Raw genomic sequence first — 20,978 nt, 5'->3', positions numbered from 1 at the left:
GTTTTATTACGGACTGGGTGGCGTGCTGGGGCAGGAGGCGAATCTGGTGCACAATCACGTTTGTGATATTGCCAAATGAATAAAACACGGGACGAGCATGAATGAACAGGTTGCACGACGGGTCGTGCTGGTGCGCGCGATCGAAAGCGCCGATACCGGCCACCAGGTGCTGAGCGAGGACGACCGCAAGTACGCCAGCCGCAGCGCGCGCGAGCTGGCTGCCTGGCAGGCGGCCGACAGCAAGGCCGCGGCCACCCAGGAACATTTTCTCGAGCAGCGCTCGGAGCAGATCATCAAACGCCTGTCCGAGCGCACGCCGGCCTTCGCCAGCTTCCAGCGGCGCGGCCTCGGCCTGCCCGGCTTCTGGGCGGCGCTGCCCGTATTCGCCCTGGTCGCCGGGGCGCTGCTCGACCGCATCGCCGATCCGCACCGGGTCGACCTGCTGTCGGCGCCGCTGCTGTTGATCATCGGCTGGAATCTGCTGGTCTACCTGGTGCTGCTGGTCTGGGCGCTCATCCCGGGCCGCAAGACCGGCTGGGCCGGGCAGGGCTTGCTGAGCCGCCTGAGCGTCGGCAAGGCGGCCCTGCCGCGCAAACTGCCTGGCGCGCTCTCCACCGGCATGACCAATTTCATGGCCGAGTGGGCCGTGCTGAGCGAACCGCTCACGCGCGCGCGCCTCTCGCGCACCGTGCACCTGTCGGCGGCCGCCTTCGCCCTGGGCGCCGTGCTGTCGCTGTATGCGCGCGGCATGCTGACCCAGTACGTGGCCGGCTGGGAAAGCACCTTCCTCGACGCCCAGCAAGTTCACACCCTGCTGTCCTGGCTGTTCGCCCCGGTGCTGCTGCTGTTCCCGTTTTTACAGGGCTTTTCGCTGGCCGACATCGAATCGCTGCGCTTCAGCACCAACACCGCCATTGCCGGCACATCGGGCGCCGGCGGCGAGCGCTGGGTGCATTTGTATGGCGCGACCATCCTGCTGCTGGTCGTGCTGCCGCGCCTGGTCCTGGCAGCTTTCCAGGGCTTGCGCGCGCGGCGCCTGGCGCGGCGCTTCCCGCTCGAACTCGAACACCCTTATTTCCGCAAGCTGGCCGACAGCATCGGCGCCGGCATGCCCGCCGTGCTGCGCGTGCTGCCCTACAGCTTTACCCTCGACGAAGCGCGCGACCGCGGCCTGTGGACGGTCGCCGCCATGGCCCTCGGCGCCCAGGCCCGGGTGCTGCTGCGCCCGACGGTGCCGTATGGCGAAGAGCCGAAGGAGGCGCTGGGCGACACGGCGGCTGATGAAGCCGGCGTGACCGTCACCGCCGCCCTGTTCAGCCTGGCGGCCACGCCCGAGAAGGAAAACCACGGCGCCTTCCTCGACTACCTCGTCAAGCACAGCCGCCGCGGCGTGGCCGTGCTGCTCGACGAATCGAGCATGACCGAACGCGGCGCCGGCCAGGCCGGGCTGGACGCGCGCGTCAACGAACGCGTCGCCCTCTGGCGCCAGTTCTGCAGTTTTCACGGCACGGCCGCGACGCTGGTGAACCTGGTCGAGCCGGATAAACACCCGATTGAACTGGGTGCGGGTCTCGCCTTGCCGGAGCTGCGATGAGCGAAGTCCACCTCCCGGTAAAAATCCAGTTCGCGCTGGTCTCGCACACGAACAACGGCAAGACCACCCTGGCACGCACCCTGGTCGGGGCCGACGTGGGTGAAGTGCGCGACGCCGCCCACGTGACCACCTTCGCCGAAGCGCACCCGCTGCAGACCACGCCCGAAGGCGACACCCTGCTGCTGTGGGACACGCCCGGTTTCGGCGACTCGGTGCGGCTGCTCAAGCGCCTGGCGCTGGCGGGCAACCCGATCGGCTGGTTCCTGCGCGAAGTGTTCGACCGCTACCGCGACCGTCCCTTCTGGCTCAGCCAGCAGGCCCTGCGCGCGGCCAAGGACGAAGCCGACGTCGTGCTCTACCTGGTCAATTCCTCGGAGGCGCCCGGCGACGCCGGCTATCTGCCGGCCGAAATGAACATCCTCGAGTGGCTCGGCAAACCGGTGGTGGTGCTGCTCAACCAGATGGGGCCGCCCCGCCCGGGCGCCGCGGAAGGGCTGGAACAGCAGGAGTGGAAAAAGCACCTGGCGCGCTTCGGCGTCGTGCGCGAGGTGCTGGCGCTGGACGCGTTTGCGCGCTGCTGGGTGCACGAGCACGTGTTCTACGAAGCGGTCGCGCCCCTCATCCCGCCCGAAAAGCAGGAGGGCTATACGCGCCTGCGCACGGCCTGGGAAACGAATAACCGCCAGCGCTACCTCAGCGCCCTGCGCATCAGCGCCGAACAGGTGGCGGCGGCTGCGCGCGACAGCCAGCCGGTGTTTGACACGGGCGGCGGTTTCATGCGCAGCGCCCTGAAAGCGGTCGGCCTGAGCAAAGACCAGCAGGGGCGCCAGGAAGCGGCGATGGCGGCCCTGGTCGAACGCCTGAATGGAGAACTCAACAAGGCGACGATGCGCATGCTGGTGCTGCACAAGGTCGATCCGGGCGAAGCACGTACCGTGAACACCCGCGTGCGCGAAAATTTTGCCGTGCACGCGCCGATCGACAAGGCGCAAGCCGGGCTGCTGGGCGCCGTGGTCTCGGGTGCTGCCACCGGCCTGTCGGCCGACCTGATGGCGGGCGGCCTGACGCTGGGCGGCGGGGCGCTGCTCGGGGCCCTGGTCGGCGGCCTGACGGCGGCCGGCGCGGCCTGGGGATTCAATCAGAGGAGCGACAGCGAGAAGCCCGGCGTGCAATTCGCCGACGCCTTCCTGCAAACGCTGCTGGTGGGCGCCGTGCTGCGCTACCTGGCGGTGGCCCACTTCGGGCGCGGGCGCGGCAATTATGTCGAGAGCGAAGCCCCCGCCTTCTGGCAGGCCGAGGTCGAGGCGGCGCTCGCCGCCCAGGGCACGCCGCCGGCGGCGCTGTGGCAGGAAGTGCGCGCCGCGCCCGACCTGGCCGCCGCCAGCGCACGCGTCTTCGCCCTGGTCAAAGCAGCGGCCGATGCCACGCTGGAACGCCTGTACCCGGGCGCCGCTGCTGCGCTGCCGGCCAAGGAATTGCCCGCCGCCGTGTGACACCTGTTCCATTTTGATACAGGTGGGCGCTTCACAGGCGCTGTTGGGCCATGGCACGCCGTTTGCTCATGCTGGTAATCACTAGAATTCGATAACCAGCAGGAGACACCATGAAGCACCCATTCCGCATCCCCGGCGGCGCCCTCGCGCTGTGCGCCGCCATCCTGATCCCCGCCCTGGCCCATGCCCACGGCAACGTCACCCCGCAAAGCGTCGACACGCGCGGTTTGCCGGTCCTCGGCGACAAATGGCGCGACGAAAATCCCTACCGCACGAATGCCCTGGCCCAGAAGATCGGCGCCTCGGCCTATAACCAGAACTGCGCGCGCTGCCATGGCCTGGAAGCGGTCTCGGGCGGCATCGCGCCCGACCTGCGCCAGCTCGACCGCGACTGCGTCGGCCTGAAAAATGCCGCCAAGAAGACCGCCTGTTTCAAGGAAATGGACAACTATTACCTGGCCAGCGTACGCCAGGGAAAGGTGCGCAACGGGGCCGTCTACATGCCGCCCTTCGAGGGCGTGTTCAATCAGGAAGCGATGTGGGCGATCAAGACCTGGCTCGACACGCGCCGCGACACTAACTGACGTAGTTCACCTGAAAGCCGAGCGCATGCACCCATCCCGTTTGTATATGTTCCGCGTAGTGGCCGCCTTCCTGATGTTTGCCGCGCTGTCGCCGGCGCGCGCCGACTGGAACAAGATCCAGGGCAGCGGCGCCCTGAAGGTCGCGGTATATAACGAGTTCGCCCCGTTTTCCGACAAGGGCGCCGGCATCGACGTCGACCTGGCGCAGGCGCTCGCCGCGCGCCTCGGCCTGAAGCTGAACCTGATGCCCTTCCCGGCCGACGAGGAGGTGGCCGACGACCTGCGCAACATGGTGTGGAAGGGCCATTACCTCGGCTACGGACCGGCCGACGTGATGCTGCACGTCCCGGTCGACAACCGCCTGATCGCCGATAACCCGCAGGTGCGCATCTTCGCGCCGTATCACGTCGAGAGCCTGCGCCTGGTGCGCGCCGAGCGCAGCATCCCGCGCTTCGACGATCTCGACGCCCTGATCGGCAAGCGCATCGGCGTGGAAAAAGTATCGATCGCCGGCATGCTGATGCTGGGCGAGGGCAATGGGCGCTTTCGCGACCAGGTGCGCATCTTCCCCACTGCCGGCGAGGCGCTGCTGGCGCTAAAGAAGGGCGAACTCGATGCGGTGCTGGCCAAACGCGCCGAGATCGAGGCGGTATTGCGCGGCGATCCGGCCTTCCCCCTGGCCGAGGCGAGCTTCCAGCGCCTGCCGCGTTCCGGCTGGGCGGTCGGCATGGCGGTGCGCAAGGAGGACGAGGAACTCGGGCGGCGCCTGCAGGCGGCCCTCAACGACATGAAAGCGAGCGGCGAATTGAAAACCCTGTTCGCGCGCCACGGCGTGCAAGTGGTGACCCCATGAGCGCGCGCCTCGTGGCGGGCAGCGCGCTGCTGGCGCTGGGAGTAGAAGCGGCGGCCGCACCCGGGCTGGACGACGAGGGGCCGCCGATCGCGCGGGTGGAAGTGGTCGGCGTCGTGCCGTTTGCCGGCGGCGGCAGCGAGGCGCGCCTGCTGCCGTATGCCGTGCAAACCCTCGACCGCGAGGACTTGCGCGCGGCAGGGGGCGGCAACCTGGTCGAGACCATGGCGCGGCGCCTGCATGGGGTGAACGTCAACGAGATCATCGGCAGTCCCTTCCAGACCGACCTGACTTACCGCGGCTTTCGTGCGTCGCCCCTGCTCGGGACCGGGCAGGGGCTGTCCGTGTATCTCGACGGCGTGCGCGTCAACGAACCCTTCGGCGACGTCGTCAACTGGGACATGCTGCCGGAAGCGGCGATCGGGCGCCTCTGGCTGGTGCCGGGCTCGAATCCTTTATATGGCCTGAACACGCTGGGCGGCGCGATCGCGCTCGAGACCCGTTCGGGCCTGGCCGACCCTGGGGTGGAAGCCGCGCTCTCGTTCGGCGAACACGGACGCCGCCGCGCCGACCTGGCCTATGGCGTGCGCGGCCAGGATGGCTGGCATGGCTTTGCGGCAGCTACCCTGTTCGACGAAGACGGCTGGCGCGACCATTCCGCCGGCCGGCTCGGCAACCTGTTCGTGAAAGCGGGGCGCGAAGGGCGCGACACCGACTGGCAGTTCACGCTGCTGGGCGGGCGCAGCCGCATGCTGGGCAACGGCCTGGTGCCGAGCTACCGTGACGAGGATGGCGAGATCGAGCCGGGCCTGTACGAAGACGACCGGCGCGCCGTCTACACCTTCCCCGACCGCACCCGCAACCGCCTGCTGCAGGCGGCCTTCCGGCTCACGCAGCGGCTGGGACCGGGGAGCGAGCTGACCGCCTCGACCTATGCGCGCAGCAGCCGGCGCGACACCGTCGGCGGCGACGTCGGCGACGAGTATGGCGATTACGTCGAGGATTGCGCCGACGGTTTCCTGGCCGACGGTTCTCCCGTCGACGCGGACGAATGCGGTGTTACGCGCGAGGAGGGGCAAGCGCTGCACCCGGCCAGCCTGAACACCACCAGCACGCGCCAGCGCGGGCATGGCGCCAGCATCAACCTGGCGCAGACGGTGGGCAGCAACTTGTTCAACCTGGGCGCGACCTGGGACCGCAGCCGCGTGCGTTTCGCCCAGTTCGAGCAGGAAGCCTTCTTTACCCTTGAACGCGGCGTCGAGGCCGACGAGGAGGAAGAACGCGAGCCGATGTCGTCGGTCACGGGCACGGCGAACGCCTACGGCCTGTATGCGGCAGGCACCCTGGCGCTGGCGCCCGCCACCCACCTGACGGCGTCGCTGCGCTACAACCACGCGCGCGTCGGCAATACCCTCACCACCGAAGACGGGCCCAAGCCGGCCGAAACGTTTACCTACAAGCGCTGGAATCCCTCGCTCGGCATCACCCACGCGCGCGGCACGCTGACCTGGTTCGCCAACGCCGCGCAAAGCAACCGGGTGCCGACCGTGATCGAACTCGGGTGCGCCGATCCGGAGGAACCGTGCCGGTTGCCGGTCGGGCTGCAGTCGGATCCCTACCTGAAACAGGTCGTCTCGCGCACGGTGGAAGCAGGCCTGCGCGGCGGCGGGGAGCGCAACGGCTTCAGCGCCACCCTGTACCGGACGGTGAACCGCGACGACATTCTGTTCGGGCGCGCCGGACTCTCGCGCGCCGGCTATTTTTCGAATTTCGACCGCACGCGCCATGAGGGGATGGACCTCGGCATGCATGGCCAGCGCGGCGCGTGGCGCGTCAGCGCGGACTACAGCTACCTGCGCGCGACCTACGATGCCGATGGCACGCTGTTCACCGGCGCGCGCACGGTAACGGTCGGACCGGGCACGCCGATCGCGGGCCTGCCGCGCCATACGGCGAAACTGGGCCTGGACTGGAACCTGCGCCCCGGCCTGGTGCTGGGAGCCGACCTGCAGGCGGTATCGCATGCGGCGGTGCAGGGGAACGAGGATGGCTTGATTGCGGATGCCGACGAGGATGACGAGGCCCGCCGCGCCGACTGGAGCGTGCGCGGGCACGCCGTGCTGAACCTGCATGCGCGCTGGCGCCCGGCGCCGGGCTGGGAAGTCTTTGCGCGGGTGAACAATGTGCTGGACCGGCGCTACGAGAGTTTCGGGGCGATTGCGGTGGATATGTTCCCCGAAGGGCGCCTGCTGCAGCCGCATGCGGGGGCGGTGGAGCCGGCGCATGCGCGCTTCGTGGCGCCGGGGGCGCCACGCACGTTCAATGCGGGGGTGCGGTATCGGTTTTGACCAGGCAGCGCGATATTCAGGCTGCTGTTGAACGCGTGGGCGGGGAACCCGCCCACCCTACGTCCCTTTGATTCATGTTGGCGTTAAGCGCAGGGCCGTAGGGTGGGCGGCTTCGCCGCCCACGCGTTCAACCATCAGCGGCGCATCCCTAAAACTGATACTGCCCACTCACGCCCGCCACCCAATTCCTCCCCGGCGCACCTTCATAAAACCGCCGGTTCGCGTCCCCCACAATCACCGACCCCACATACTGCTTGTCGAACAGGTTATTCAGGCGCACGAACTGCTTGATCGTCCACCCGCCCCATTCCTGCCTGGCCTGCGCCCGCACATTGAAGATCGCATAGCCCGGCGCCGGCTGGGCCGTGTTGGTGTCTTCCGCATACACGCGGCCGTTGGCGATCGTCTCCAGTGCAGCCCCAAAGCGGCCGTTGGCTTCCTTCCAGCCGAACTCCCCGTACATGCTGGTCTTCGGCACGCCCGGCAGGTAGTTGCCGCGCGGGACCGTGCCAAAACCTTCGTCGTAGATCGCGCGCAGTGCGGACAATGCCAGCTTGGCGCCCCAGCCGCCGCCGAGGTCGGCGTCGAGCGACAATTCGCCGCCCTGGCGCAGCGTGGCGCTGGCGTTGCGGTAGCTGGTGCGTCCGCCGCTCGAGACGTCGACCACCAGTTCGTCCTGGGTCTTGACCTGGAACAGCGCGGCATTCACGCGCATGCCGCTGCCGATGAAGGTTTTGATGCCCGCTTCCAGGTGGGTGCTGGTGGCCGGCTGCAGGTTGAAGTTGAAACCGGCGCCGCTGCCCGAATAAAACAGTTCGTTCAGGGTCGGCGTCTCGAAGCCGCGCGCGGCGCTGGCGTACACGTTCAGGGTTGGCGTGAGCTTGTACAGGACGCCCACCAGCGGCGTCGTGTGGCTGTAGCGCACCTTGCCGCTGTCGTTGCCGTTCGAGAGGTAATCGTCGGCCACGTCGAACTTCACGCGGCTGTGGCGCAGGCCGCCCGTGACGACCCATTCGCCGCGTTCCCATTCCGCCTGCAGATAGGGATCGACGTTGCCGACCTCGTCTTCTTCGTCGCGGCGCAGGTTGCCCCGTACGCCGAACTCGTTGCCGATGAAATTCTCGAAGCCCTGGCGCTTGTCCGTGGAGCGCCCGGTATCGATGCCGACGGTGGTGCGCAGCGTGCCGCCGTTAAAATCGCGCACGTCGCGCCAGTTGACGTCGACGCCGAGGAAGTCGCGATCGAAGTCGACCACGCCGCCCGAATGGGTGGGCGGGGCCTGGAAGCCGCGCGAGAACGACTGGTACTGCACCACGCGGCGGTTGCCGCCATAGCCGGTCACCTGCAGCCGGTTGGCGCCGAAGCGCTGCTCCCAGGTCACGCCCAGCTGCTTGTGGTCGATGCTTTTGCGGGTGTTGTAGCGCTCGGCCAGGGTGCGCTGCGGCGAGACGGGATCGGTGGTGTCGATCTCGCCGGCACGCGGGTCGCGCTGGTAAGTCGCCCAGGTGACGCCGAGCGGGTCCTGCGTGTCGTTCTGCTCCAGGCCGCTGGCGGTGAACACCAGTTTGCCGGTCGGGGAAGTCGCCATGGTCAGCTTGGCATAGGCCTGGTCGCGCCTGGCGGCGCCATGGTCGCGGTAGCCGTCGGTATCGAAGCGCGAGGCGTCGATCAGGTAGCCGATGCCGTTGGTATTGCCCTGGGTGTTGACATCGAACTTGCGCATGCCGTAGCTGCCGGCCGAGACGCTCGTCTCGACCGAGGCCGGCCCTTTCGGTTCGCGCGTAAACAGCTGGACCACGCCGCCGGAATGGTTGCCGTACAGGGCAGAGAAGGGCCCGCGCAGCACTTCGATGCGTTCGGCCATGTCCAGATTAAACGTGGCGGCCTGGCCCTGGCCGTCGGGCATGGTGGCCGGGATGCCGTCGGCGATCAGGCGCACGCCGCGCACGCCGAAGGCGGAGCGGGCGCCGAAGCCGCGCGAGGAGATCTGCAAATCCTGCGCATAGTTCTGGCGGTCGCGTGCGACCAGGCCGGGCACGGCGGCCAGCGCCTCGGAGGCGTTCACGCGCGGCTGGGTATCGCGGATCTGCGCCGCATCGATCACGTCGATGGCGGCCGGCAGGTCGAAACTGGCGTGCTCGCTGCGGCTACCGGTGACCACGACGACGTTCATCGGGCCCTGCGGCACATCTGCCGACTCGGGGGTTGGGTTGCCGGCAGCAAGCGCCGCCAGTGGCCAGCAGGCGCACAGGGCGGCGATCGCGTTCAAGCGAAATGCATGGTGCGTCATCGTTTCTCCATTGTTGTTGTCGCGCCCTGAGCGCAGGGCAGTGATGATTCAATAAGCAATATACCTGCCATGCAAAAAACACGCCCACACCCCGGTGGCATGGCGCTTGCATTTCCTTCACCAGCTGCGCACCCCGCGCATGAACAGAAAGGACGTCGACCATGCAACTGCGCTCCCTGCGCCGCTTACTCGCCCTTGCGGCCGCGCTCACCGTTTCCTGTGCCGGCGCGGCCCCGCTTGGCTACGTGCCGAACGAAAAATCGGCCACCCTCAGCGTGATCGACACCGCCAGCGGCAAAGTGGTTCGCGAGATTGCCGCCGGCAAGCGTCCGCGCGGCATTGCTGCGGATCCGGCCGGACGCGTCCTGTGGGTCACCGATGCCGGCGACGGCGCGCTGCTGGCGTTTGATGCGGCCAGCGGCGCGCTCCTTGCCAGCGTCGCGGTCGGCAAGTCGCCCGAGGGCGTCAGCGCCTCGAACGACGGGCGCCTGCTGGCCGTCGCCGTCGAGGAGAGCAACAGCGTGGTGCTGGTCGACGCCGCCACGCGCGCCGTGCTGGCCGAGATCCCGGTCCAGGGGCGCAACCCCGAGCACGCAGTATTCAGCCCGGACGGGCGCTGGCTGCTGGTCAGCGCCGAGGATGCCGAACAGGTCGACGTGATCGATGTCGGCGCGCGGCGCCAGGTGGGCAGCGTGTCGGTCGGCCTGCGTCCGCGCGGCATCGGCTTTTCCCCGGACGGGGCGCGCGCCTACATCGCCTGCGAACTGGCCGGCGCCGTGTATGTCGTCGACATGGCGGCGCGGCGCACGCTGGCCACCATAGCGGCCGGGCGCAACACGGCCGGAATTGCGGTCCACCCCAGCGGCAAGCAGGTGTATGCCAGCAATGGCATCGACGGCACGGTCAGCGTCATCGACAGTGCAACCAACAAGGTCACGGCCACGATTCCGGTCGGCAAGCGCCCCTGGAACATGGCGCTTACGCCAGACGGGAGCCGCCTGTACGTGGCCAATGGCCGCTCGGACAGCGTTTCGGTGATCGATACGGCCAGCAGCACGCGCGTGGCCGATATTCCAGTCGGGTCGCTGCCTTGGGGTGTGCTGATTCGCTGACCAGTTGTGCTGTTCCAATCTGGAGCAGGTGTACCAGAAACAAGCGGCGCGAACGGGCTGGGCACCGGCTTTCCCGGGCAAGCGGGCTGGCACGGCGCTTGCGAAACCCCAGGGGTGCTTCGACACACCCGTTGCCAACGGTCATACAACCATCATGAAAAGAGGATGACATGAATCTCGCAGACATCAGCAAGCTCGGCGTCGCCAACCCGTTCAAGCAGCGCTACGACAACTACATCGGCGGCAAGTTCGTCGCACCCGTCAAGGGCGAGTATTTCCCGAACATCACGCCGATCACCGGCCAGCCCTTCTGCGAGATCGCCCGTTCCAGCGCCGAAGACATCGAGCTGGCGCTGGACGCCGCCCACGAAGCCAAGGAAGCCTGGGGCAAGACCTCGCCCGCCGAGCGCGCCAACATCCTGAATAAAATCGCCGACCGCATCGAGCAGAACCTGGCGATGATCGCCACCGCCGAGACCATCGACAACGGCAAGCCGATCCGCGAGACGATGGCGGCCGACATTCCGCTGGCGATCGACCACTTCCGCTATTTCGCCGGCGCCATCCGCGCGCAGGAGGGCTCGATCGCCCAGATCGACCACGAAACCTATGCTTACCACTTCCATGAGCCGCTGGGCGTGGTCGGCCAGATCATTCCCTGGAATTTCCCGATCCTGATGGCGGTCTGGAAGCTGGCCCCGGCCCTCGCCGCCGGCAACTGCGTGGTGCTGAAACCGGCCGAGCAGACGCCGGCTTCGATCATGGTGCTGTTCGAACTGATCGGCGACCTGCTGCCGCCGGGCGTGGTCAACATCGTCAACGGCTTTGGCCTGGAGGCGGGCAAGCCGCTGGCGTCGAACAAGCGCATCGCCAAGATCGCCTTCACCGGCGAAACCGGCACGGGCCGCCTGATCATGGGTTATGCGGCGCAGAACCTGATCCCAGTCACGCTGGAACTGGGCGGCAAATCGCCGAACATCTTCTTCGCCGACGTGATGGACGAGGATGACGACTTCTTCGACAAATGCCTGGAAGGCTTCGCCATGTTCGCGCTGAACCAGGGAGAGGTCTGCACCTGCCCCTCGCGCGTGCTGGTCCAGGAATCGATCTACGAGCGTTTTATTGAACGTGCACTGGCGCGCGTGGCGGCGATCAAGCAGGGTAACCCGCTCGATTCGAGCACCATGATCGGCGCCCAGGCCTCGCAGGAGCAGCTCGAAAAAATCCTGTCCTACCTCGATATCGGCCGCCAGGAAGGCGCCGAGGTGCTCGCGGGCGGCGCGCGCCACGCGATCGATGGCGACCTGAAAGACGGCTATTACGTGCAGCCTACCGTGTTCAAGGGCGACAACAAGATGCGCGTCTTCCAGGAAGAGATCTTCGGGCCGGTGGTTTCCGTCACGACCTTCAAAGACGAAGCCGACGCGCTGCGCATCGCCAACGACACCCTGTATGGCCTCGGCGCCGGCCTGTGGACGCGCGACGCTTCGCGCGCCTTCCGCATGGGCCGCGCGATCCAGGCCGGGCGCGTCTGGACCAACTGCTACCACCTGTACCCGGCCCACGCCGCGTTCGGCGGCTATAAACAGTCGGGCATCGGCCGCGAAAACCACAAGATGATGCTCGACCACTACCAGCAGACCAAGAACCTCCTGGTCAGCTACAGCCCGAAAGCGCTCGGGTTCTTCTAAGCATCCAGCGGAGTAGCAACACGGTCCGGGTCCTGCCTGCGCGGCAGGGCCCAGGACCGGCGCATCCCGCGATGCCAGAATCGCTACGATTTCGGAGTTAATTTAATACGGTTTCGGAGGTATGCCATGACGACTACGCTCGAGCGCGTGACCGCGACGCCCGCCGCCCTGGATTTCATCGAGGAGCTGCGCGGGCGTCACGGCCCGCTGATGTTCTTCCAGTCCGGCGGCTGCTGCGACGGCAGCGCGCCGATGTGCTACCCGGCCGGGGAATTCAATTTGAGCGACAGCGACGTCTATCTCGGCAACCTGGGCGGCACGCCCTTCTACATGGGAATCGAGCAGTTCGGCTACTGGGAACACACCCAGCTGATCATCGACGTCGTCGCCGGGAATGGCGGCATGTTCTCGCTCGATAACGGCACCGGCCGCCGCTTCCTGACCCGCTCGCGTTTGTTTACCGACGACGAATGCGCGCTGCTGCGCTCGCAGCCGCCGCGCCCCTCCGCCTGACCGCAGCACCCATCACAACAACAGGGAGACACACTGTGAAACACCTCATCCTCTGGCTGCTTGCCGGCCTGACGGCGCTCGGCCCCGCCTACGCCCTCGACGTCACCAATGCCATGCTCGCCGCCGACGCGAAAGACACGAAAAGCGTCCTCTCCTTCGGCATGGGCACCGAAGGGCAGCGCTATTCGCCGCTCACCAACATCAACACCCGCAACGTCAGGCAGCTGGTGCCGGCCTGGTCCTTTTCCTTCGGCGGCGAAAAGCAGCGCGGCCAGGAATCGCAGCCGCTGATCCACAACGGCAAGATGTTCGTCACCGCCTCCTACTCGCGCATCTTCGCGGTCGACCTGAAAACCGGCGCCAAGCTGTGGAAGTACGAGCACCGCCTGCCCGACGGAATCATGCCCTGCTGCGACGTCGTCAACCGCGGCGCCGCCCTGTACGGCAACCTGGTCATCTTCGGCACCCTGGACGCCCAGCTGGTCGCGCTCGACCAGGAGACCGGCAAGGTAGTGTGGAAGGAAAAAGTCGACGACTACGCGGCCGGCTATTCGATGACGGCCGCGCCCTTGATTGCCAACGGCATGCTGATGACAGGCGTCTCGGGCGGCGAGTTCGGCGTGGTCGGCCGGGTCGAGGCGAGGAACCCGATGACGGGCGAACTGCTGTGGATGCGCCCGACCGTCGAAGGCCACATGGGCTACCGCTACGACAAGGAGGGCAAGCCGATCGAGAACGGCGTCACCGGCACCGTCAACAAGAGCTGGCCCGGCGACCTGTGGAAAACCGGCGGCGCCTCGACCTGGATGGGCGGCACCTATGACGCCAGCACGGGCCTGGCCTATTTCGGCACCGGCAACCCGGCGCCCTGGAACAGCCACCTGCGCCCGGGCGACAACCTGTACTCCTCGTCGACCGTGGCGCTGGACCCGAAGACCGGCCAGATCAAATGGGCCTACCAGAACACCCCGAACGACTCCTGGGATTTCGATGGCGCCAACGAGTTCGTCACCTTCGACATGAACGGCAAGCGCTACGGCGGCAAGGCCGACCGCAACGGCTTCTTCTACGTGATCGACGCCAAGGACGGCAAGCTGCAGAACGCCTTCCCGTTCGTTCGAAAAATCACCTGGGCCAGCAGCATCGACCTGAAGACGGGCCGCCCGAACTTCATCGCCGCGAACCGCCCGAGCGACCCGACCAAGGGCAATGGCGACGGCAAGAAGGGGTCGACCGTCTTCTCGGCACCCGCTTTCCTCGGCGCCAAGAACCAGATGCCGATGGCCTACAGCCCGCAGACCGGCCTGTTCTACGTGCCGGCCAACGAATGGGGCATGGACATCTGGAACGAGCCGATCTCGTACAAGAAGGGCGGCGCCTTCCTCGGCGCCGGCTTCACCATCAAGCCGCTGAACGACGACTACATCGGCGCCCTGCGCGCGGTCGACCCGAAGACCGGCAAGATCGTCTGGGAAGCAAAGAACACCGCGCCGCTCTGGGGCGGGGTGATGACCACCGCCGGCGGCCTGGTCTTCTACGGCACGCCCGAAGGCTATCTGAAGGCGCTCGACGCGAAGACCGGCAAGGAGCTCTGGAAGTTCCAGACCGGCTCCGGCGTGGTGGCGCCGCCGGTCACCTGGGAAGAGGGCGGCGTGCAGTACATCGCGGTCGTCTCGGGCTGGGGCGGCGCGGTGCCGCTGTGGGGCGGCGAAGTGGCGAAGAAGGTCAACTTCCTCGAACAGGGTGGTTCGGTCTGGGTCTTCAAGCTGCCAACCCGGATCTGATGGCGTGCGCGGCCGACCTCCAACGGCCGCGTCCCATGTGGTGCCTTTGCCGGCGGCTGCGGCTGCCGGCTTTTTTTGCGCATTCTTGAACGCATTGTGAAACCATTGTCGACCCTGCGCTTACTGCTCTGGCTGTGGATGCTGGCGCTGTTGGCGCCGCCCGCGCTTGCGGGCGTCCTGTCCCGCGACGACCTCGCCCGCCGCTTTCCCGCACCCCTGACGGTCGGCGAGCGCGCCCCGGAACTCCCGGCCTGGCCCCTGTTCAAACAGAACGGCACCGCCACCGAACTGGTGGGCTATGTCTTCGAATCGGCCGACCTGGCGCCGATCCCCGGTTTCGCCGGCGTGCCGATCAACCTGCTCGTCGCGATCGATCCGCAGGGCGTCTTCCTCGATGTCGCGGTGCTCTCGCAGCACGAGCCGGTCTTCCTCGACGGCCTGGGCGAAGCGCCCTTGTTCGCCTTTGTCAGCCAGTACAAGGGCGCCGCGCTGGGCCAGAGCATCGAGGTCGGCGGTCCGGGCGGCGCAAACCGGGTGCGGCTCGACGGCGTCGCCAAGGCCACCGCCTCGGTGCGCATCATCAACCAGAGCGTGCTGTCGGCGGCCTTGATGGTGGCGCGCGCAAAGCTTGGCTTTGCGGCCGGGCGCGATCCGAGCCGCAGCGCCCGCATTCGCAGCGACCGCTTCGAGGCCATGGACTTGACGGCCCTGCGCGCGGCCGGCCTGCTCGCGCAGGTGCGTGTGTTGAACCGCGATGTCGAAGCGCTGTTTTCCGGCAGCGCGGGCGCCGGCCTCGATCCTGATGCCTTGGCGCAGCCGGACGGCGTCTTCATCGACCTGACCCTGGCCCTGGCCTCGGTACCCAGCGCGGGACGCAACCTGCTCGACACGCCCAGCTGGCGGCGCCTGTCCAACCGCCTCGACCCGGGCGACCATGCGCTGCTGGTCATGAGCGCCGGCCGCCACGGCATTTTGAGCGAGGACTTCGTGCGCGGCAGCGTGCCGGGCCGGATCGCGCTGCGCCAGGACCGGCTGCCGCTCGAACTGCGCGACCTCGATCTCGAGCTCAAGCTGGCGCCCGGCGCGCCGCTGCCGGTGACGGAACTCGTTGCGCTGCGCGTCATCGCCCAGGCCGGGCTCGATCCGGCCCAGCCGCTCGACATCGCGCTGCCCATCACGCGCAGCAAGGGCATCGTGTATCCGGAAAAGATCACGCGCGAACTGCGCCTGCGCTATCAACTGCCCGCGCGCTTTTATGTGACGCCGGAACCCGCCGCGCCGGCCTGGCAGGCCAGCTGGCAGCAGAGGCGGATCGATTTGCTCGTGCTGGGCGTGGCGCTCGCCCTGCTCGGCGTGGCGCTGGCCTTGCCGCGGCGGATGGCGCGCAATGTCAGGCGCCTGGCCTGGCTGCGCCGCGGCTGGCTGCTGTTCACCGTCGGCTTCATCGGCTACCACGCGCAGGCCCAGCTCTCCATCGTCAACATCACCGGCGTGCTGCAGGCGCTGCGCGCGGGACGCAGCCTGGGCTTCATGCTGTTCGACCCGATGACGCTGGCCTTGTCCGGGGTCGTGCTGCTGACGCTCCTCATCTGGGGCCGCGGCAGCTTTTGCGGCTGGCTCTGTCCCTACGGCGCGCTGCAGGAACTGGCATCCTTCGCCGGCAAGCTCCTGCGCCTGCCGCAACTGCGCATCCGGCGCCGTCTCGACCTGCAATTCAAACGCGTGAAGTACGGCGTGCTGGCGGCCATCGTGCTCGCCAGCCTGTTCGCGCCGGCCTTGTGCGACCGCCTGGTCGAGATCGAACCCTTCAAAACCGCGATCACGCTCGCCTTTGTGCGCGCCTGGCCCTTCGTGGCCTGGGCCTCGGGACTGCTGGCGCTGTCGATGGTCTCCTATAAATTCTTTTGCCGCTACCTGTGCCCCTTCGGCGCGGCGCTGGCGCTGCTCGGCAAGCTGCGCCGGTTCGACTGGATCGCGCGCCGTGCCGAGTGCGGCACGCCCTGCCAGACCTGCCGTCACCGCTGCGCCTATGGCGCGATCGACCCCGCCGGCAAGATCGAGTACGACGAATGCTTTCAGTGCCTCGATTGCGTGGCCATTTACGAGAGCGATGCGCTGTGCGCGCCGCGCATCCTGGAAAAGAAGCGGGCGCGTTCGATTCCGATCGTGCCTGCCGTGTGAGGGAGAAGAAGATGAAGCGACGGCGCTTTCTGGCAGCCAGCCTGGGCACGGTGTTCGTGGCGCCAAGCTTTAGCGCGGACCACGCGCCCCTTCACAGCGGGGCGGCGCTGGCCTTCGGCACGACGGTCAGCGTGAGTGTGCGCCATGCGGACGCACAGCTGGCGCGCCTGGCCATTGCCGACGCGCTGGCTGCGGCCCGGATGGTCGAGCGCTTGATGAGTATTTATGATCCGGCCAGCGAACTGGCTCGCCTGAATCGCGACGGGCGCCTGGCTCGGCCCGACCCGCATCTGCTGGCCGTGCTGCGCCATGCGCGCGCTCTCTCGCAACTGACGGGCGGCGCCTTCGACATCACCGTGCAGCCGCTGTGGCAGGCCAGCCGCCGCGCCGCCGACCAGGCCATGCTGCTCTCGCCGCGCGAACGTGCCGATGCCCGCGCGCTGCTCGGCTGGAACCTGGTCGACGCCGCGCCAGAACGGGTGGTGCTGCGCAAGCCCGGCATGCGCATCACCTTGAATGGCCTGGCGCAGGGCTATGCGGCCGACCTGGCGCTGCGCGCGCTGCAGGCGCGCGGCATCCGGCACGCGTTGCTCGACACCGGCGAATTCGCCGCCAGCGGCAATGCGGGCGAGCGCCCCTGGCAGCTGGGCGTGCCCGATCCGCGCGCGCCACACCGCATGGCGGCGGCGCTGCGGATCGACGGCCGCTGCGTCGCCACCTCGGGCGACTACGAAGCCACCTTCTCGAGCGACCACGTACACCACCACATTTTTGATCCGGCCAGCGGCGACTCGCCTCTGGAGCTGTCCAGCGTTACCGTGCTCGCGCCGAGCGGCATCGAGGCGGACGGACTGTCGACTGCTTTCATGGTGCTGGGCAGCCGCGCCGCCCACGCACTGGCCGCACGGCTGCCGGGTGTCGACCTGCTGACGATCGACAAGCGCGGCGCGCTGCGGCGTTCGCCCGGCTTCCCCGGATGAGGCCTTTATTTGGTTCATCACGGATTTCCGGGATGACCGTGTTGTAAACGCAAGAGAGCGGTAAGGAAGAGTTATTGTGTTTGTGCGACCAAACCCAACCAACTCAACCTACCGCTCTCATGCCAGATCATAGTCTCAGCCTCCCGTTCTGGGAAGGCTTTACCGCTACCAAATTGGATGTGAAGGACGATGTCGTGTGGATTACGCTGCGGCGGGATGCGAGCGCAGCGATGGTCTGTGGCGGGTGCGGCGTGCATTGCTACCAGGTGCACGATGGCGCGACGCGCATCATCCGAGAGCTGCCGATGCAGGGTAAGCCGGTACGGCTGCGGGTGCCACTGCGTCGTCTGAAATGCAGCACATGCGGCACCAGGGTCGAGCGCGTGGCGTGGCTCGATCGCCATGCCCGGGTGACCCGCTCCCTGGCCGAGTTTGTCGGCTTGTGGTGCGAGAAGCTTCCAGTTGCCCACGTGTGCAAACTGGCGCAGCTGCACTGGGAGACGGTGCGCACTATCGAGCTTGCCAAGCTCGAACGTGAACTGGCTGCTTTGCCCGCAGCGCAGCCAACGCGGCTTGTCATGGATGAATTCGCGCTGTTCAAGGGGCATCGTTACGCCACTGTCGTGCTCGATGCGGACAGCCGGCGGGTACTGTGGGTCGGCGAGGGCCGCAGCCGCGAGGCCATCCGTCCGTTCTTCGAATGGCTCGGCCCCGACCGCTGCGCCAACATCGAAGCCGTCGCAATGGACATGAATACCGCTTTTGACCTGGAAGTACAGCAGCAATGCCCGAAGGCGCGCGTGGTCTACGATCTGTTTCACGTCATTGCCAAGTACGGCCGTGAGGTGATCGACCGGGTACGGGTCGACGAGGCAAACCGCCTGCGCGACGACCGCCCTCAGCGCAAAGTCGTCAAGCGCTCTCGTTGGCTTTTGCTGCGCAACCGGGAAAACGTCCCGCCAGCCCAGCAGGCTAATCTGGACGAGCTGCTTGCCGCCAACCAGGCCTTAATGACGGTGTACGTGATGAAGACAGCACTCAAGGAACTCTGGCAGACATCGGGCGGCTGGCGGTGGCTTCTCGCCTGGCGCAACTGGCTCAAGATGGCGCGCGACAGCGGAATCGAACCGCTCAGAAAGTTTGCAGCAAAGCTCAAGCCTTACTGGCGAGGCATCGCAGCACGGCTGCGCTGGCCGATGCATACCGGCCAGCTCGAAGGCATCAACAACCGTATCAAAGTAATGAAACGGATGGCCTACGGCTACCGGGATAGCGACTTCTTCTTCCTCAAGATCAAAGCCGCGTTTCCCGGAAATCCGTGATGAACCCTTTATTTGAGGTGCGGCAGCTTGCGGTAGATGGTATTGCGCGACACGCCCAGCGCGCGCGCGGTGGCCGACACGTTGCCGCCATGCGCTTCGAGCGACTTCACGATGGCGCTCAGCTCCATCTCTTCCAGGTTGGCGCCGTTCGCGATCAATCGTTCGGCGGCGGCCAGGGGCGCCGCCGGGATAGTCTGGTCGATATCGTCGAGGAAGTCGTCGGGCATGTGGCGCAGGCCGATTTCTTCCTCGTCGCCGGCCATGATGACGGCCGTGCGCAGCAAATTCGTCAGCTGGCGGAAGTTGCCGGGCCATTTATGCTGGCGGAACAGGCGCAGCACTTCGTCGGATACTGCATAGCGCCCGCCGTCCGACTCGAGGGCAAGGATCTTGCGCACCACGGTCTCGAGGTCGGTGCGGTCGCGCAGCGGCGGCAGTTTCACCACCAGGCCGTTCAGGCGGTAATACAGGTCTTCGCGGAACAGGCCGCGCGCAATGCGCTCGCGCAGGTTGTGGTTGGTCGCGCAGATCAGTTCGACGTTCACGGGGACCGACTTGCCGCTGCCGAGCGGCGTCACCATCCGCTCCTGCAGCACCCGCAGCAGATGCGCCTGCAGGCCGACCGGCATGTCGCCGATCTCGTCGAGGAAGAGGGTGCCGCCGTTCGCCTGCAAAATCTTGCCGACCGCGCCCTTCTTGCGCGCGCCCGTAAAAGCGCCTTCCTCATAGCCGAACAGTTCGGACTCGATCAGGGTTTCCGGGATCGAGGCGCAGTTCACGGCCACGAACGGCCCTTGCGCACGCGGCGAATCGTTGTGGATCGCCTGGGCCAGCAATTCCTTGCCGGTGCCGGTCTCGCCCATGATCAGGATCGGTATGTCGCGCCCGAGTACCTTGTTCACCTTGGCGATGACTTGCGCCAGTTGCGGGTCGCCGGTGTCGAGGTAGCGCAGGCCGGACAGGCGGCGCGGCCGTTGGGGGGACGACGCCGCTGCGACTACCGGCGCCGCAGCCTCGTTCGGGCTGGTCAGCGCATGCACGCCGCTGCCCAGGCGCAGCTCGGCGCGTCCGCGCACCCGCACGCCGTTGTGCATGCACAGGTCGAGCAGGCCGGGGGCGGCAGTGCGGTAATGGTCGAACAGGGCCGCGACCGGGAGCCCGAACAGGGAGCTGAAGGTATGCGATTGCAGCGCCGCATACGACAGGCCGAGCTGGAACAGGCCATTGCGGTTCGCCGCCAGGAAGCGCCCGCCCGGGCTGAAGGAAGCGATTCCTTCCATCAGGGTGCCGATGAACTCGGGGCGCGCGTGGAAGTGCAGGGTGATCGCATGCTCGAAAGTGGCCGAGAACAGCTGGTTCTCGATCATCAGCGCGGACATGCGCACCAGGGCCATCGTGTGCTTGTGGTAGCTGCGCTGGTCGCCGCTGACATCGAGCACGCCGACCACGCGGCCCTGATGATCGGTAATCGGCGCGGCCGAACAGGTCAGGAAATGGTTCGCGGCCAGGAAGTGCTGGTCCGCATGGACCAGGGCAGGGGCTTTTTCAACGATGGCGGTGCCGATCGCATTCGTGCCGCGCCGCTCTTCCGACCAGGCCACGCCCGGCGTCAGGGCGACGCGGTTGGCTTTCTCGAGGAAGTCGGCGTCGCCCAGGGAATGCACGATGACGCCCTGGGCATCCGTCAGCAGCACCATATTATGGGTGTTGACGATCTGCTGATACAGCGTTTCCATGGCCGGCACCGCATGGGCATGCAGCATGCGGTTCTGTTCGACCAGCAGCGACAGGTCCTTGCGCGCCAGCGGATCGTAGTCCGGACGGGCGCCGGGACACAGGCCATAACCTTCGGAACGTCGGCGCGAGGTTTCGATGGCCGCGGCCATGTCCCCGTTCCAGCTGGCGCCGGGCATAGGCGCACCTGTACCGCCCAGCCCTGAAGCTGCATCGCGATGCATCATTCCATGTCTCCTTTGTGGCCCTGGCCGGCGGCTCTCGTGCTGGAACTTGACTGTCCCATAATGTATCACCTGTCCTGGAACTGAACAAACAATAGGCAGTTGCCCCACAGGCTGCGGGGCGGCAGGGACGGCGCTTGGGTGCTATCTGCTGACTTAGCAAGGTCGATGCCAGTACCCGGTCCGCAAAAAGGCCTTGCCGCCCGCAGGGGGCTTTGCTATGATTCGCCTCCTGCTGAAAACGACAACGAAACATGGTGTTGTGTGGACAGCAGAAG

At 66.9% G+C, this 20,978-nt stretch carries 14 protein-coding genes; 12 read left to right on the top strand and 2 right to left on the bottom strand.

Translation table 11 applies throughout. The features are described 5' to 3' along the window. Nucleotides 1–97: 97 nt before the first annotated feature. From NMB41_RS23580 to NMB41_RS23560, 5 genes are all read left to right on the top strand, one after another. A complete protein-coding gene (locus tag NMB41_RS23580) occupies nucleotides 98–1,594 on the top strand; it encodes a DUF2868 domain-containing protein (RefSeq protein ID WP_494380171.1) in 1,497 nt (498 codons plus the stop codon). Beyond that, on the top strand, nucleotides 1,591–3,087 hold the full coding sequence (locus NMB41_RS23575) for a GTPase domain-containing protein (protein WP_494380170.1): 1,497 nt from the start codon (nucleotides 1,591–1,593) through the stop codon (nucleotides 3,085–3,087). The genes NMB41_RS23580 and NMB41_RS23575 overlap by 4 nt, the downstream gene beginning before the upstream one ends. Before the next feature lie 110 nt (nucleotides 3,088–3,197). Next, on the top strand, nucleotides 3,198–3,671 hold the full coding sequence (gene pedF, locus NMB41_RS23570) for a cytochrome c-550 PedF (protein ID WP_494380169.1): 474 nt from the start codon (nucleotides 3,198–3,200) through the stop codon (nucleotides 3,669–3,671). 25 nt (nucleotides 3,672–3,696) lie between these two features. Continuing rightward, complete coding sequence (locus tag NMB41_RS23565) at nucleotides 3,697–4,524, top strand: substrate-binding periplasmic protein (protein ID WP_494380168.1); 828 nt, start codon at nucleotides 3,697–3,699, stop codon at nucleotides 4,522–4,524. Continuing rightward, on the top strand, nucleotides 4,521–6,869 hold the full coding sequence (locus tag NMB41_RS23560; RefSeq protein WP_494380167.1) for a TonB-dependent receptor: 2,349 nt from the start codon (nucleotides 4,521–4,523) through the stop codon (nucleotides 6,867–6,869). The genes NMB41_RS23565 and NMB41_RS23560 overlap by 4 nt, the downstream gene beginning before the upstream one ends. Before the next feature lie 148 nt (nucleotides 6,870–7,017). On the opposite strand, the gene NMB41_RS23555 is transcribed toward NMB41_RS23560, so the two are convergent. Next, nucleotides 7,018–9,159, bottom strand: coding sequence for a TonB-dependent receptor family protein (locus NMB41_RS23555; protein WP_494380166.1), 2,142 nt, complete (start codon nucleotides 9,157–9,159; stop codon nucleotides 7,018–7,020). A 161-nt stretch (nucleotides 9,160–9,320) separates the two neighbouring features. Here NMB41_RS23555 and NMB41_RS23550 point away from each other — a divergent pair, with 161 nt between their 5' ends. From NMB41_RS23550 to NMB41_RS23520, 7 genes are all read left to right on the top strand, one after another. Then, on the top strand, nucleotides 9,321–10,271 hold the full coding sequence (locus NMB41_RS23550) for a beta-propeller fold lactonase family protein (protein ID WP_494380165.1): 951 nt from the start codon (nucleotides 9,321–9,323) through the stop codon (nucleotides 10,269–10,271). Nucleotides 10,272–10,441: 170 nt separating this feature from the next. Further along, the gene (gene adh / locus NMB41_RS23545) at nucleotides 10,442–11,962 is read left to right on the top strand and encodes an aldehyde dehydrogenase (RefSeq protein WP_494380164.1); all 1,521 of its coding nucleotides are present in this window, start codon (nucleotides 10,442–10,444) and stop codon (nucleotides 11,960–11,962) included. Between the two features lie 126 nt (nucleotides 11,963–12,088). Beyond that, nucleotides 12,089–12,475: a DUF779 domain-containing protein gene (locus NMB41_RS23540; protein ID WP_494380163.1), complete on the top strand. Its 387-nt coding sequence runs from the start codon at nucleotides 12,089–12,091 to the stop codon at nucleotides 12,473–12,475. 113 nt (nucleotides 12,476–12,588) lie between these two features. After that, the gene (locus NMB41_RS23535; protein ID WP_494382898.1) at nucleotides 12,589–14,259 is read left to right on the top strand and encodes a methanol/ethanol family PQQ-dependent dehydrogenase; all 1,671 of its coding nucleotides are present in this window, start codon (nucleotides 12,589–12,591) and stop codon (nucleotides 14,257–14,259) included. Nucleotides 14,260–14,355: 96 nt separating this feature from the next. After that, nucleotides 14,356–16,440 carry a 4Fe-4S binding protein gene (locus tag NMB41_RS23530; RefSeq protein ID WP_494380162.1) on the top strand — a complete coding sequence of 695 codons (2,085 nt, stop codon included), beginning with the start codon at nucleotides 14,356–14,358 and terminating at the stop codon, nucleotides 16,438–16,440. Nucleotides 16,441–16,451: 11 nt separating this feature from the next. Beyond that, nucleotides 16,452–17,420, top strand: a complete 969-nt coding sequence (locus NMB41_RS23525) for an FAD:protein FMN transferase (RefSeq protein ID WP_494380161.1) — start codon at nucleotides 16,452–16,454, stop codon at nucleotides 17,418–17,420. 119 nt (nucleotides 17,421–17,539) lie between these two features. After that, nucleotides 17,540–18,742 (top strand): ISL3 family transposase, encoded by a 1,203-nt coding sequence (locus NMB41_RS23520; protein WP_494382894.1) that lies wholly within the window; start codon nucleotides 17,540–17,542, stop codon nucleotides 18,740–18,742. An 8-nt stretch (nucleotides 18,743–18,750) separates the two neighbouring features. Here NMB41_RS23520 and NMB41_RS23515 read toward each other — a convergent pair whose 3' ends face one another. After that, nucleotides 18,751–20,628, bottom strand: coding sequence for a sigma-54-dependent Fis family transcriptional regulator (locus NMB41_RS23515; protein ID WP_494380160.1), 1,878 nt, complete (start codon nucleotides 20,626–20,628; stop codon nucleotides 18,751–18,753). Nucleotides 20,629–20,978 lie beyond the last annotated feature (350 nt).

Source organism: Massilia sp. FBCC-B171 (assembly GCF_059134155.1).
The sequence above is the reverse complement of the archived record's forward strand: the minus strand, read 5'-3'. Positions and strand labels throughout refer to the sequence as shown.